Genomic DNA, 13,653 nt, shown 5'->3' on the forward strand with positions numbered 1-13,653 from the left:
ACATCGGGACAATTGGCGCGGGGTGGAGCAGCCCGGTAGCTCGTCAGGCTCATAACCTGAAGGTCGTAGGTTCAAATCCTACCCCCGCAACCAAAAAATACCGTAAGATCAAAGACTTAAAGGCCGAGCATAACGCTCGGCTTTCGTCATTCCAAATTCTTGTCAACACCTGGTCAACGTTACACGAGCCCCCCATCGACGGTGCGGATAATCGTCGCCGGAGGCATCCGTCACTTCGGAAGATCATCCCGAAACCGGTCCATCTGGTGCATCCGCTCGTGCAGAATCGTCACAATGCCGACGTCCCCGTCCGACAGACGCCGCCAGTACACAAAATGATGCGCGTGCCGGAAGTAGAAGCCGTCGACCCCGAACTCGGCCGGGATGGGGCGTGACGCGACGCCATGGCTTTCGATCTGGTCGAACGCCGCGAAGAGGTCGGTGATGTACCGATCCGCCTGCTCGGCGCCCCAGCGGTCGCGCGTATAGCGGTAGATCTCGTCAACCCGCAGCGATGCGGCCTCCTGAACGCGAATGGCCACGATGTCAGCCCTGGTTCCGGGCTATGACCTCGGCGGCGGTCAACGGGCGATAGCTTTCCTCCGGCGCTGCAAAGGCGCGCGTCAGCTCTGCCTTCAACCGGTTGAAGGCTTCAGCCTCGGCCCGCTCCTTGTCGCGCCGGATCAGGTCGCGGACGTATTCGCTGATGTTCTCGTAGGATCCGTTCTCGCCCACGTTCGAAGCCACAAACTCGCTCAAGGCGCCGCTGATGCGGACAGTCATCGTCGTGGTCTGGGACATGGGGGCCTCCATCTGCTTGTCTTCAAGATAAGCAAGAATGAACACGCAGACAAGGCGCGCCATATGGCCAATCTCCGCAGAAGATGCGGACATTGGCATTCCTATTCTCCGCAAGGGGCCCGAAGCAGCGCGCGCAGAGCGATCGATCAAGGTTGCAGATCACCCTGGTCGCGGCACAGGCTGACAGAGCGTGACGACGAGGCCCAGTTCATTGATTCGACTGCAACAACGCCCTTTTCTTGGTTTCCTCATTGACCCCTTCGGGAGGTCGTCCCGCGCAATTGAGCTGGACGGGGATCACATCAGGATCACACGGCGCGGTCAGGTTGCCACCATGTCATTGGAGGCGCTGACGAAGGCGCCTGCCCTCCGGAAAGGGATGCTCGGAACTGCGCTGACCATAAATTCGCAGGAGTATGACGATGTCACGCTGAAGGGGGCGGGCCACTCTGATGCTTGGGAGTTCACGGAAGCGGTCAAGGCGGCCTGGACGCACTTCAATCTTGCGGCCCTCGAGAAGGAAGCGGCGCAACTGGACAGGATCCTTGCCGGGGTGCTGGCGCTGGCAGCACCGTCCCGATATCCCTCGGCGTGTCAGATCGCGCCGCTGCTGGATGCGGCCCGTGCTCTGGATTCTTCGCTCCTGTCGAAGCTGAATGCCGAAGCTATCGGGCCCGAGGTCGCCGCGCGCATTGCGCCGGTTCGGAAGTTTGCGACCGACCCGCGAACGGCACGGGCCAACGCCATCACCACCTTCGTCGCGGCCGAACTGGACCGCTGGAAGGATTTCTTCGACACCATCGAGAGCAAGCCGCTGACGCCGGAACAGCGCCTCTCGGTCGTTGTCGATGAGGATGCGACACTTGTCCTCGCCGGTGCGGGATCGGGGAAGACCAGCGTCATCACGGCCAAGGCCGCCTATCTGGTCAAGGCGGGTATCCGTCAGCCGGAAGAAATCCTGCTTCTGGCCTTCGCGAAGAACGCGGCGGAAGAAATGTCGGAACGGGTCGAGGCCCGATCCGGCGTGCCGATCGTTGCCCGGACCTTCCACGCGATTTCCTATGACATCATCGGGATCGTCGAAGGGTCGAAGCCCGCCTTGGCGGACCACGCCACTGACGACATGGCCTTCACCAACCTGATCAAGCAGATCCTGAAGGACCTGGTCTACCGCCTGTCAGAGGTATCGACGGCGATCATCCAGTTCTTCGCGCATTTCCTGGTCGAGCCCAAGACAGAATGGGACTTCAAGACCAAGCACGACTTCTACACCCACATGGAAAGCCAGGACCTGCGGACGCTGCAGGGCGAAAAGGTCAAGAGCTACGAAGAGCTGCAGATCGCCAACTGGCTCTACGAGAACGGCGTCGAATACGAGTACGAGCCGGTCTACGAACACAAGGTCCCGGAAACCGGCAGACGGGATTACCAACCGGATTTCCGGCTGACCGAAAGCGGCATCTACATCGAGCATTTCGGGGTGCGGCGCCAGAAGACGGCCGATGGCCGCGAGCGGCTGGTCACCGCGCCCTTCGTGGACCGCGACGAGTACCTGGCGGGCATGGACTGGAAGCGGAAGGTCCACGCCGAGCATAAGACGATCCTGATCGAGACCTACAGCTATGAACGGCAGGAGGGCCGCCTGCTGACCGGCCTCGCCGAGAAGCTGGCGCCGCATGTCACCCTGAACCCCCGGCCGGTCGACACCATCTATGACCGGATCGTCGAGCTGAAGCAGGTCGATGACTTCTCGAAGCTGCTCGGAACCTTCCTGCGCAAGTTCAAGAGCGGCGGCTACAGCCTGCAGGACTGCGAGACCAAGTCCGACCGGATGAAGCTGGGCAAGCGCGCCCGGGCGTTCCTCGATGTCTTCGCGCCTGTTTTCGAGGAATACCAGAAGCGTCTGGAGGGCCGGATCGACTTCGAGGACATGATCCTGCGCGCCGCGCACTATGCCGAGACCGGCCTTTACGTCAGCCCGTTCCGCCACATCCTGGTCGACGAGTTTCAGGACATTTCGCAGAGCCGGGCCCGGCTGGTGAAGGCGCTGAAGGCACAGCATCCGGATGTGCGCGTCTTCGCCGTTGGCGACGACTGGCAATCCATCTTCCGCTTCGCCGGGTCCGACATTCATCTGATGCGCCATTTCGGGCGGGAGTTCGGCGGCACCTTCGACGACGAGGCAGGCGTGCACAGGACCGTCGACCTTGGCCGCACCTTCCGTTCGGTCGACCAGATTGCCTTTGCGGCAAGATCCTTCGTCCTGCGGAACCCCGCCCAGATCGAAAAGCAGATCGTCCCTGCCGGAACCGCGACCGAACCGGCGATCAGGGTCGTCTCGGTGTCCAAAGGCGAGGACGAAGCGAAACTGAACGAGGTCCTTGCCGCCCTGTCAGCCGCCATGGCGCCTGAGGCAAAACCTGCGACGGTACTGCTCCTCGGCCGTTACCGCTTCATCGAGCCGGACATGCCGGGTCTGCGGCGCCGGTTCCCGCGGCTGAAGATCAGCTTCAAGACCATCCATGCCTCCAAGGGGCTTGAGGCCGACCATGTCATCCTGCTGAACGCCGACAGCGGGCGCACGGGGTTCCCCTCAGAGATCGTCGACGACCCCCTTCTCTCTCTGGTGTCGCCGGAGGAAGAGCCGTTCCGGAACGCAGAAGAGCGGCGGGTCATGTATGTTGCGATGACGCGGGCCCGACATACCCTGACGATCCTTGCCTCGAATGCCCGGCCGTCGTCCTTCGTGACCGAGCTTCGCAAAGACCCCGCCTACGCGATCTCGACAGCCCCCGGAGCTGAACCCGAGGCTCATATCTGCGGCGAATGCGGCGGGCGATTACTGGGCGTGACCGGGCAGGATGGCCGCATCTGGTACCGGTGCGAGCATGTCCAGCACTGCGGAAACCTTCTGCCCGCCTGCCCATCCTGCGGCACGGCCCTGCCACGCCATGCTGAAGGGACGAGCGAGGTTCGATGCGAGTGCGGTGCCAGCTATCCGACGTGCCCGGAATGCAAAGATGGCTGGCTGGTCGAACGCAGCGGCAGCTTCGGCAAGTTCCTCGGCTGCGTCCGATATCCGACCTGTACCGGGAAAGCGAAGATTGCGAACGGCGATCGGCCCGCCATCACCAAGCCGCGGCGCCGGAAAAGGATCTGACAGCGGGCAATGATTGTCCCGGCGTTCACCTGCACGCCCGTGCCTGATCACGCAGGACGGCGTAATCGTTCAGCATCCGGACGATGACGGCACCTTCCGGCAGCGCCTCGACCTCGTCGGCGGCGCGGGCCTGGTCGGCGGCGGTGTAGTCGACGACGGGCGGGCAGGGCGCCCCGCCATCAGAAGCGCCCGTCGCGCAGGCGGTCAGCCAGAGCATCGCGATCGTGAGGGCGGCGGGCGGCGGCGTCGAGCATCTGGCGGTGGATGGCATCGTTTCTCTCTCGAACATCGAGCCGTTCGGCGGCGCGCCCGGCGCGTTCGCCTGCGCGGCGCAGGTTCAGAAGGAACAGCAGGATCGCCGTGGCGGCGAGGATCAGGCCCAGCGCCTTGGGCGCCGGGCCGTGGGTCAGGAGCCGGCGGATCACCTCTGGCCCCGCTTCCAGTCGTCGAGGCGCGCGTAGATCGTGACCGCGATGCCGACGAGCGCGACGGCGATGAACAGCCAGCGCAGGGTGTCGAGATGGGGGACCAGCGGCAGGAGGGCGGACTGGGTGTCGGCCAGGACCTGCTGCGCCACCTCGACGCCGGCCGCGCCCAGCGTCGCGACGCCCGCGGCGCCACCGCCCTTCATGGTGCGGCTCTGCGCCAGGTTCTCGCGCGCGTGCGGGGTCTCGGCGACGAAGGGTGTCGCCCGCGCCGGGAATCGCTCGCCCCAGGACCGGGCAGGGCCGAGGTCGATGTGCATGAATCCCGAGCGGGGGTAATAGCCGAAGCCGAGGAAGCCCACCTCGCGCGCCGCAGCCTCGAACGCCACCGGGTCGTGGTTCGCCATGGCGATGTCGAAGGCGGCGCCGTCCATGTGCTTCGAGCGGGGCGCGCCGCCGACGGCGCGGTTGTGCCCGGGGCTGCGATAGGCGGAGCGGACGATCAGCGGTTTGCCGAGGCGATCGCGGAGCGCCTGCAGCCTGTCGAGCGCGGGTTCGTTGATCAGAAGCCGGCCGGTACCGCGGCAGGCGATCTCGGCCGGGCTGAAGTTCGGCCAGCGCCAGGCGCTCTCGGGCACGTCGCGCCAGTGGTCGTAGCGGGTCGGGGTCATCGGGGTCCTCCGTGGGGATGGGGTTGCGGTGGGGTCCGGCGGCGGGCCGCGGGGGTCAGTCCCGGCGGTCCTGCTGCAGCGCGTCGAACAGCATGTCGCGCACCTCGCGGATGTCGGTGTCGATGCGGTCGAGCCGGTCGGCCTCGGTCTTGCGGTCCTCGCTGCGCTGGCGGTCGAGGCGCGCGCGATCGGCGGCGAACTCCTCGTCGAGCCGGGTCAGCACCGCCTCGTTGGTGAAGACCTTGCGGGTGACGGCGGCGGCGATGGCGAGGCAGCCGCCGATGAAGGCGGTGATCGCGGCGCCGGGGCCCTCCTCGCGGAAGGCCTGGGCCACGGCGCGCAAGAGCGTGGGCGTGTCGGACATGGCGACTCTCCTGGTGTCCTGGTGGGGGATCAGACGGTGGCGAAGCCGGTCCAGATCGCGTCGAGCGCGGCCTCGTCGAGCCCGCCCGCCTCGGCGATCATCCGGGTGAGCGGGTCGAGCCGGAAGGCTTCGCGGAAGGCGGCGAAGGTGACCCGCGCCTCGGTCTGAGCGGGATCGGGAAGGCCCGCGAAGTGGGGCTCGAGCGCGGCCGGCACCACGCCCGTGGCGGCGGCGGCCACCGCCTCCGCGGCGCTGAGCAGCCCCAGTCGGTGGAGTGCGATGAAGACCTGCCTTCGGGTGAGCGGCGGCATCGCGGCGCGCAGCTCCTCCGGCGTGGGCGCGGGCGGCGTTTCCGGCACGAAGGCGGCGATGTCGTCGCGATGGGCATTGGCCGGCCAGAGCGGATGCCCCGGCTCGACGATGATGACGTGGCCCGTGGGGTCGGTGAGGGCGAGGATGGTCCTCTCGGCGGTGCGCCAGGCAGCCTGCATGGGTCAGATCCCGATCAGTGAACGGTGGTCGGCGAGGTAGCGGACATTGCGGATGAGCGAGGTGCCCGTGATGTCCACGTCGTTGTCGCGTCCGCCGCTTGCCCCGAGCCGCAGGCAGAGCGTCTGGCCGGCGGCGAGCGTCATGTCGAGGCTGCGGGTCACGAAGCTGGTGCTCGTCGAGGACCATTGCTGCAGCACCACGCCGTCGCGCAGGATCGCGGCATACTGGGTGCCGTAATAGCCGCCGCGGGCCTGCTCGAAGGCGACGCGCAGGGCGCAGGCCCGCGTCGCGGTGAGCGCGGTCTCGGCCAGCAGGATCTGGTAGATCGTGCCGGGCCCGGATTTGGCGAGCGAGAGCGTCGTCGTGCCATCGCCGCCCGAGCAGTGCTTCAGCACGATGGTGTCCGCGGCGAGGGTGGGCGCCATCGCGTCGGCGGCAAGCCCGGAGGCCCCGCCGCCGAGCGCCGCGATCGCCCGGGCGACCGTGAACGGGGTCATCAGCGCCCCCGTCGCGGTGCCCGCCTCGGCCTCGGCCTGGCTCGCGAGCGGCAGCGTGGCCCCTGCCCCGAGCCCGAGCGCGCTCTGCTGGGCGGCCGCATCCGCCGCGGCCAGCAGCGCCCGGCCCGCGGCGCTGGCGCCCGCGAGTTCGAAGCCCGCGGGCCCGAGCGTGCCGAGCGCGATCCAGCCCGTATCGAGCGCGTTGCGGATGCGCAGCACCGGGTCGGTCCCTGAGGCATCGACCCAGAGCTGCCCCGCGGTGGTCGAAGCCGGCGGGCTCGCGCCATGGGCGCAGCTCCGGAGCGCGGCCAGGATCAGGTTCAGCTCGGCGCGGAACTGCGCGCCGGACTGGTTCGCGAGATGGTAGTCGACCATCAGGGGACCTCCTCGGCATGGATGCGGAGCCGGGTGAGCAGCACGCCGTAATCGGGGCTGCCGCTCGTCACCCGCGCGCGGAGCTCGACCGCCCGGACCTCGTCCTCGGTCGCGTCGAGCCGCGTCCAGGAGGTCCAGGCCGGGCTTGCGGCGGGATCGTCATCGGTGGTGCGGGCCTCGACGACGACGTCGATCTCGGCCCCGTCCGTGTCGTCGACATCGAGCCAGTCGTCGATGGGCGCGCTGCGCGCGTCGATGCTGCCCGAGAGGGCCAGCGCGGCCACCTCGATCTCGGAGCGCAGCCGCACCCGCCGCGGCGCGCCGAAGTCCATGCCGATGGGAAAGAGGTAGAGCCCCTCACCCGCGGGATCGGCGAGCCGGAGCGCCGCCCCGTCGGGCACGAGATTGGTCGCCATGCCCGCCCAGTCCGGATCGGCGGCGAGGTGCGCCACGGGCGCGAAGGGCAGCACCTGCGCGCCCTTCGTCACGGCGCTGACGACGGGGCCGAGATTGCCGGAATTGTCCCGCGCGCGCACGAGGTACGTGCCGGGCTTCAGCGGCACGATGGCGACCGCATCGGCCCCGGCGACCTCGTCCATCGAGGTCGCGCTGGCCCAGCTCGCAGGGTGCGCGGCCGAGTGGCGGATCACGATCCGCCCGCCGATCCGGACGTCGAGATCGTCCGAGGCGCGCCACTTCAGGATCGCGAGCCCGCCCGCGGTCTGCAGCGTGAGGCCCCCGAGCGCGGCGGGCGGCGCGGTCAGCCCCAGCACCTCGAGCGTCGCCGCGACGTAGGGCGAGGACACCCCGAGCACCGAGATCGCCTTGACCGCCACCTCCCAGAGCCCCGCGCCGACATCGCGGATTTCCCAGGCAAGCTGGTCGGTGCGCCCGAGCGTGATCCAGTCCGCGCCGCTGGGCGTGCCGTCGGGATCGGCCAGGCGGCGGGCGCGCACCTGGTACTCGCGCACGACCTCCGCGGGGGCCGCGGCCCAGTCCACGCGGATCAGCGTCCGCACCCCGGTGCCGCTCCGGGTCTCGTAGAGCGCCTCGGAAAGCGCGGGCGTGCCCGGCGCGGGAATGTCCGCGGGCCCCGGCAGACTGGTGCGGGGCGCCGCGGCGTAGATCGCCGCCTCGGAAGCGTCCCAGTCGTGGACCAGCGGCGAGGTCTCGCGCAGCACGAGCTCCGGCAGCAGCAGCGCGCCGTCGCCCGAGGCGGCGAGATCGAGGTTGACGCCGAGGACCTCGAAGGGCTTGGCGGCAAAGCCCCAGCGCGGGTAGTCGAAGAGCACGGTCTCGCCCACCTCGGCCGCCCAGGCGCCGAGCTTGCCCGCGAGCTTCACCGTCATCTGCCGCCGGCCGCGCTCGAGCTCGATCTTCGCGATGCGCTGCGCCATCGCCGCCGAGATCGTGAAGGGCAGCGACAGGTCGCGCCAGCGCGCCTCGCCGCCATCCTCGGCAAGGTAGACCGCGCTGGTGACCGCCGGGAAGTCGTCGGGCTGCCAGTCGTTCTCCGGGCTCACGAACCGGCCGTGGACCGCGTTGAAGTTCGACGACATCGACACCCGCGTCGCCAGCGTCAGCCCGCCCTCGCGCACGTCATCGGCCCCGAGCGTGATCTCGGGCACCCGCCAGGCGCCGGCCAGCAGGTGCCAGCGCCCCGCCCGCCAGGCGGTCCGGCCCGCCATCGCGGTCAGCATCGCCTCGATCACCGTCTTCGGGCTCTCGTCGAGCGAGACCACGCCGTTGCAGGCATAGCGCGGCTCGCTGCCGCCGCCGGGGACCGGCACCGGCTCGTCGCAGATGTGGGCCGCCTCGATCAGGCTCTCGCCGTCGATCCCGTCCTCCGCCCCGATCGACGCGCCGAGCCCGAAGCGCGGATGCGCCATGTAGTCGGCAAGGCAGAGCGCGGCGTTCTCGGTGTAGCCGCGGGCGCCGGTGCGGGGATCGAGGATGTCGGACTTGCCGGTCACGTCGACGGTGACGTTGGGGATCCCGCCCGGGAAGGCGTCCGCATCCCAGGCGAGCCGGAGCGCGATCGCGGCGCAGCCCGCCAGCCGGTGCTCGGCGGTCCACTTGTCGGGGGCGCTCGCGCGAAGGTCCTCGAAGGCCGGCTGGTCCTCGGTGCCGAGCCGCTTCTCGACCGTGACGAGGCCGGCCCAGCGGCCTTGCGCGACGCCGCCGGCATCGACCGCCTCCTCGCCCTCGAAGTGGATCGCGCCAATCGCGGCCACGGGATGGGCCGCGAGCACGATCACGAGGTGCAGATATTGCCGGCGGGCGCCGGTGACATGCAGGAACACGATCACCCCGCCCTTGCGCGCGCGGCCATAGACCATGTCGCGCGGCATCACCGGCTCGCGCATCGTCAGCGTGCGCGCCCCGAGCCCGGTCTTCGGCTTCGGCATCAGCGCGCGCGCGGCGGCCGAGAGCAGCAGCGTGCCGCCGAGCCGCACGAGCGCGCCGGCGATCCCGCCCGCGGCAAGCGCGCTGCCGATCGCACCCGCCACCGCGCTCACCGCGGCGACCACAGGGGGCATGTCAGGTCCTCCAGGCCAGCGAACAGCTGCCGAGCGGGCGGAAGCTCAGCCCCTCGGGAGCGAGGAAGGCGGCGCGCGCGCCGAGGCAGACGCCGAAGGCCGCCCCCTCGCCGTCTAGCACCAGGTCGCCCCGGCCGGCCTGCCGGACCGTGGCGCGCGGCGGGCCGAGCAGCGCCCGCCCGGCCTCCGCCATCGAGGACCAGCCGAGCCGGCGCAGCACCCGTGCCGCGCCCGGGGCCGTGCGGTAGCGCCCGCGCCAGGCGGCGGCCAGATCGGGGCCGCCGGTCAGTTCCCGGCGCACCCCGAAGGCCCAGGTCGCGCAATCGTGCTCCCCCCAGGCGAAGGGGCGTGCGCGGGCCGCCTCGACGGCCGCGGCCAGGCGGCCTTCCCAGCCGGGCGCCCTCATCCCCGCCCCCAGGTGATCTCGCGATCCTGGATCGCGGTGACATATTCGAAGCCGCGATCTCCCGGGTGGAGCGCCTGCTGGCTCTCGTGGGTGTAGCGCCAACTGCGCGGCGTGGTCAGGTCGATCAGCCGGCTCTCATAGGCGATCGCGATGGTACAGCCGGTGCCGTCCTCGGTGATCTCGGGCACGTCGAGCCGGCCCGAGAAGGCCTGCACCGGGTCGGCGACGAGGCCGCCCTCCTCGGTGCGCGCGCCGATCCAGACCCGGCCGGGCAGCCCCTGGCGCGCCTCGGCGATCACCAGCTGCACCAGATCGGCGGGCACGCCGGAAAGCGCCACGGTGGTCCCGCTCGCCACCACCTCGCCGCTCTCCTCGATCGCCCCGAGCCCGAGCAGCGTGCCGGCCCCGGTCCAGCTCTGCCCGGCCCAGCCGATCTCGCCGAGCCCCGACCAGAGCCGCACCACGCCGGTGGCGAACGCGCCCTCGAAGAAGATCACCGGGCGGAGCCTGCGCGCCGAGAGCGCCGCGGCGAGCGCGGCGGTCATGCCCCGGCTCACAGCGCTTCCCGCGCCGAGAGGCTGAAGCGCCAGGTGTCGGCCCGGCCCACCGTCGCCGGCACCGGGCCGGTCAGGCGCAGCACCACCGCGGGGGCGGCGATCTCGAGCGGCGCCCCGTCCGACGGGGCCTCCCGCAGCCGCGGCACCAGCGCGAGCGTGGCCCGGCCGTCGGCATCGGCCACGACATCCTCGGTCAGCTGGTGCAGCCGGGTTGCCGCACCCGTGCCGAGCGAGACGAGATCGCCCGCGAGGAGCGCGGTCCCGCCCGGGGCCCAGCGCCCGGTCGCAAGGCGCGCGCCGGCCTGGAAGCCGCCCGCGACCACCGGGGCGCCGACGCTGCCCGCCGGCCGCGCCGTCGGATCGCGGAACAGGAACGTGCCGCGCACCCCGCCGAGCGCGGCGAGGAAGGCCGCGAGCCGGCGCGCCTCCCGGCCCTGGCGGGGCGCGAGATCGATGCTGTAGGCCCACCATTCCCCGCCCCAGTCCTGCACCTGCGCGGTCCCGGTGAAGGGCGAGAGCGCCACCGCGCTGGCGGTCACCAGGCGGCGTTCGAGGCCCGCGACCAGCGCGGGCGGAAGCTCGGGGATCATTCTCGGGATCCTCTCCTCGGGGTGTCGTGTCAGAGCGCCTGGCCGCGCCGGCGCCCGTCGGCGATGCCGGCCTTCGCAAGCCGCGCGATCTCGGGGATCGCCGCGCGGAGCTTCGCGTCGATCTGCTCGGCCACGCCGGCCTGTGCGCCGCGGGCATCTATGCTGATGCTGACGCCGGGCGCGCCACTGCCCGCCGGGCCGCGGCCTGCCGCCTCGCGCCGGCTCAGCACCCGCTCGCCGCGCTGCAGGATCGCCGGCACCTCGTCGGGCCGCAGCCCCGCCCAGCCGCCCGCATGCATCCGCGGCGCGCCGGCGAAGGCGTGCGCGGGGACCATCCGACCGGGGCCCGGGGCCCCGACCACGCCACCCGCATGCAGGATGTTCGCAAACAGCCCACCCGCCCCGCCCAGCGCGCCGGAAAGGGCATTCGCGATGGGGCCGAGGATGAAGCGCCGGGCGGCGAGCTTTGCCAGATCGGCGATCATCGACGTGACCAGATCGCGGAAGTCGAGCTTGCCGGTCTTCACGAAGTCACCGATGGCTGTCTCGGCCGAGGTGAAGGTCCCGACCAGCGCAGTCCCGATATCGCCGCCGATGTCACGCGCCCTGGCCGCATACTCGGCGAGCGCGGCCGTGACCGAGCGCCAGCCGGTCAGGGCCCTGTCCGCCCCTTCGGTGGCGGCAGCCCCGGCATCGCGGGCGGCCCCGCCTGCGCCATTTGCGGCGGTGGCGGTGTCGTTCAGCCCGGCCGTCAGGGCATCGGCCGAGGCGGCGGCATCGGCGAGCGCGGTCTCGGCCTCCGTTCCCGTGCCGGTGACGGCATCCTTCAGCACCTGCCAGCTGGCCAGCGGCCGACCGGCGGCATCGGCCAGCATCCCGGCGGCTTCCTCGTAGCCGTCGGCCCGCGCGCGGGCATCGTCAGCCATGGTGCCGAGGCCGAGGTCGGGCGGCTCGAGATAGGTGCGCGCAAGGGCTGCAGAGAAGGCATCTGCGGCGGCGGAACCTGCAGCGGTCGCTGCGCGCTCGAAAGGATTGCCGATGCGTCCAAGTTCCACCGGATCGAGGATGCCGATCCGGACACCACCTTCGCCAGTGGCCCATTCGGGCAGCAACGCCAGCGCGGCGTTCAGCGTCTCGATGAAGCTGTTGATGCGCGTGACGACGCCGTTCAGCATCGCTTCCACGCCCGAGATCAGCCCGTTCGCCGCCTGGAAGGCGAAGTCGCCGATGGCGCCGGGCAGACCGCCCCAGATCGCCACGGCGGCGTCATAGGCGCCCTGGAAGATCGCGGCCGTCCGGTCGCCGAAGCTGACCAAGCCTGCGATGGCGCCTTCCAGTGCCGAGAGGCCGGCCGCCTTCAGCCCCTCCCACCCGGCCGCCATGCGGGCGAGCGCGGCATCCAGCGTGAGACCAATGCGCGACCAGACTTCCCGCGCCAGATCGCCCAGCAGGCGGAAGGCGTCGCCCACCCCGCCAACCCGGGCCACGAGGTGCGAGACCTGGTAGACCAGCTCACCCGCGCCGACGATCAGCGCGCCGATGCCGGTGCGGATCAGCGCGCCGCGCAGGAACACCAGCGCCGTGGCGAGGCCGCGCACTGACAATGCCGCCGCCGCCATGCCAGCGACCCAGCGCCCGGCCATGACGGCCGCGAAGGTCGCCGCATAGGAGGCAATACGCCCGAGATTGCCGATCAGCGCGTCGAGGACCACCCGAACGATCCCGCCGTCCGAGGCCAGCGCGACGAAGACCTTGGCCAGCGCCTCGATGGTCGGAGCCACTGCAACGGCGATCCGATTGCGCAGGCCCTCGAAGACCAGGGAGACCGTGCCCAGCGCCATTTGCGTGCGGCGCAGGGCTTCGAGGGCATCACCGTCCAGCACCGCACCGAGGTCGGAGGCCTGCTCGCCAAGCCGCGCCATCTCGGCCCCGCCATTGCGCAGGAGCGGCAGGAGGCGGGTGGCGTCCGAGGCCATGGCCTCGAGATGGAAGGTCATTTCCTGCTGGCTGAGACCGGCGCGTTCCAGCGTGTCGACGTAAAGCTGCAGCGCCTCGGGGCCGGAGAGGCGGGCGAACTGGTCGGCCGTCACACCCACGCGCGGGGCGACATTCTCGAAGAAATCCGCCATCGGCCCGCCGCCGGTCTGGAGGAAATCGCCAACGCGGTCGTTCACGTCCTTCAGGATGTCGGCCAGCTTCTCCTGCTCGATGCCGACGGTCCGCGCGCCAGCCGACCAGCGCTGCAGGGCCTCGGGCGTGGCATTGGCGACCTGCGCGAACTGTCGGATTTGCGCGGCGCTCTCGGCGGTGGAGCGGACGATCAGGCCGAGCGAAGCCGTGGCAGCGGCAGCAGCGGCCCCGAGGGCAAGCCCCGCCCGGCGTGCGAAAGCGGCCAGCCGGGTGTTCGCCAGGTCCATCTCGCGCGACAGGCGGCCGAAACCGCGGGCTCCGGCCTCGCCCACGCCCTCCAGTTCGGCGCGCACGCGACGTCCGCCCTCCGCCACGAGGCGGACGGAGACCTTCTTTTCGGCCATGGGGGACTCCTTGATTTCTGTATCACGGCATGATACATGTCGGCATGGTCATCAGCACGCGTGGAAAGCTTGCCGCCGGCGCGGTGCAGGGCCGTTTCGGCAAGGGGTTTCCGGCTGATCTGGTCAGACGGACGCGCGCCATGCTCTCGGCACTGGACGCGGCCATGCAACTTGAGGATCTGCGTTTTCCGCCGGGCAACCATCTGGAAGCCCTGAGTGGGGATCGCGCAGGGCAGCATTC

General features: G+C 70.4%; 15 protein-coding genes and 1 tRNA gene. 3 read left to right on the top strand and 13 right to left on the bottom strand.

The features are described from left to right. Positions 1–16 precede the first annotated feature (16 nt). Positions 17–93: transfer RNA gene (locus EV655_RS18065), tRNA-Met, on the top strand. Positions 94–230: 137 nt separating this feature from the next. Here the strand turns inward: EV655_RS18065 and EV655_RS18070 are convergent. Further along, positions 231–542 (bottom strand): type II toxin-antitoxin system RelE/ParE family toxin, encoded by a 312-nt coding sequence (locus tag EV655_RS18070; RefSeq protein WP_132546749.1) that lies wholly within the window; start codon positions 540–542, stop codon positions 231–233. A 4-nt stretch (positions 543–546) separates the two neighbouring features. Further along, the gene (locus EV655_RS18075) at positions 547–801 is read right to left on the bottom strand and encodes a ribbon-helix-helix domain-containing protein (protein WP_132546762.1); all 255 of its coding nucleotides are present in this window, start codon (positions 799–801) and stop codon (positions 547–549) included. 379 nt (positions 802–1,180) lie between these two features. Here EV655_RS18075 and EV655_RS18080 point away from each other — a divergent pair, with 379 nt between their 5' ends. Further along, positions 1,181–3,961: a UvrD-helicase domain-containing protein gene (locus EV655_RS18080; protein WP_243645150.1), complete on the top strand. Its 2,781-nt coding sequence runs from the start codon at positions 1,181–1,183 to the stop codon at positions 3,959–3,961. A gap of 25 nt (positions 3,962–3,986) precedes the next feature. On the opposite strand, the gene EV655_RS18085 is transcribed toward EV655_RS18080, so the two are convergent. Genes EV655_RS18085 through EV655_RS18135 form a run of 11 tightly spaced genes read right to left on the bottom strand, consistent with a single transcriptional unit; the run spans position 3,987 to position 13,412 of the window. After that, entirely contained in the window at positions 3,987–4,178 is a 192-nt protein-coding gene (locus tag EV655_RS18085; RefSeq protein ID WP_341540310.1) for a hypothetical protein, read from the bottom strand. Further along, positions 4,141–4,386 (bottom strand): hypothetical protein, encoded by a 246-nt coding sequence (locus tag EV655_RS18090; protein ID WP_132546752.1) that lies wholly within the window; start codon positions 4,384–4,386, stop codon positions 4,141–4,143. The genes EV655_RS18085 and EV655_RS18090 overlap by 38 nt, the downstream gene beginning before the upstream one ends. Next, positions 4,383–5,057, bottom strand: a complete 675-nt coding sequence (locus EV655_RS18095) for a YcbK family protein (RefSeq protein ID WP_132546753.1) — start codon at positions 5,055–5,057, stop codon at positions 4,383–4,385. The genes EV655_RS18090 and EV655_RS18095 overlap by 4 nt, the downstream gene beginning before the upstream one ends. Positions 5,058–5,112: 55 nt before the next feature. Continuing rightward, complete coding sequence (locus tag EV655_RS18100) at positions 5,113–5,421, bottom strand: hypothetical protein (protein WP_132546754.1); 309 nt, start codon at positions 5,419–5,421, stop codon at positions 5,113–5,115. A 29-nt stretch (positions 5,422–5,450) separates the two neighbouring features. Continuing rightward, positions 5,451–5,912 carry a hypothetical protein gene (locus EV655_RS18105; RefSeq protein WP_132546755.1) on the bottom strand — a complete coding sequence of 154 codons (462 nt, stop codon included), beginning with the start codon at positions 5,910–5,912 and terminating at the stop codon, positions 5,451–5,453. 3 nt (positions 5,913–5,915) lie between these two features. Beyond that, positions 5,916–6,785: a hypothetical protein gene (locus EV655_RS18110; RefSeq protein ID WP_132546756.1), complete on the bottom strand. Its 870-nt coding sequence runs from the start codon at positions 6,783–6,785 to the stop codon at positions 5,916–5,918. After that, positions 6,785–9,325 (bottom strand): phage tail protein, encoded by a 2,541-nt coding sequence (locus EV655_RS18115; protein ID WP_132546757.1) that lies wholly within the window; start codon positions 9,323–9,325, stop codon positions 6,785–6,787. The genes EV655_RS18110 and EV655_RS18115 overlap by 1 nt, the downstream gene beginning before the upstream one ends. Before the next feature lies 1 nt (position 9,326). Next, positions 9,327–9,731 (bottom strand): DUF6950 family protein, encoded by a 405-nt coding sequence (locus EV655_RS18120; protein ID WP_132546758.1) that lies wholly within the window; start codon positions 9,729–9,731, stop codon positions 9,327–9,329. Continuing rightward, positions 9,728–10,276, bottom strand: a complete 549-nt coding sequence (locus tag EV655_RS18125) for a hypothetical protein (RefSeq protein ID WP_243645151.1) — start codon at positions 10,274–10,276, stop codon at positions 9,728–9,730. Before EV655_RS18125 ends, EV655_RS18120 begins: the two co-directional genes overlap by 4 nt. An 8-nt stretch (positions 10,277–10,284) precedes the next feature. Continuing rightward, positions 10,285–10,878 carry a hypothetical protein gene (locus EV655_RS18130; RefSeq protein WP_243645152.1) on the bottom strand — a complete coding sequence of 198 codons (594 nt, stop codon included), beginning with the start codon at positions 10,876–10,878 and terminating at the stop codon, positions 10,285–10,287. Positions 10,879–10,907: 29 nt separating this feature from the next. Then, positions 10,908–13,412 carry a phage tail tape measure C-terminal domain-containing protein gene (locus EV655_RS18135; protein ID WP_132546760.1) on the bottom strand — a complete coding sequence of 835 codons (2,505 nt, stop codon included), beginning with the start codon at positions 13,410–13,412 and terminating at the stop codon, positions 10,908–10,910. A gap of 44 nt (positions 13,413–13,456) precedes the next feature. Here EV655_RS18135 and EV655_RS19065 point away from each other — a divergent pair. Then, positions 13,457–13,653: type II toxin-antitoxin system RelE/ParE family toxin (locus EV655_RS19065; protein WP_132546761.1), on the top strand; the 197-nt coding region annotated here is incomplete at its 3' end.

This window comes from Rhodovulum euryhalinum (assembly GCF_004342445.1).
In the GTDB taxonomy this organism is placed as follows: Bacteria; Pseudomonadota; Alphaproteobacteria; order Rhodobacterales; family Rhodobacteraceae; genus Rhodovulum; species Rhodovulum euryhalinum.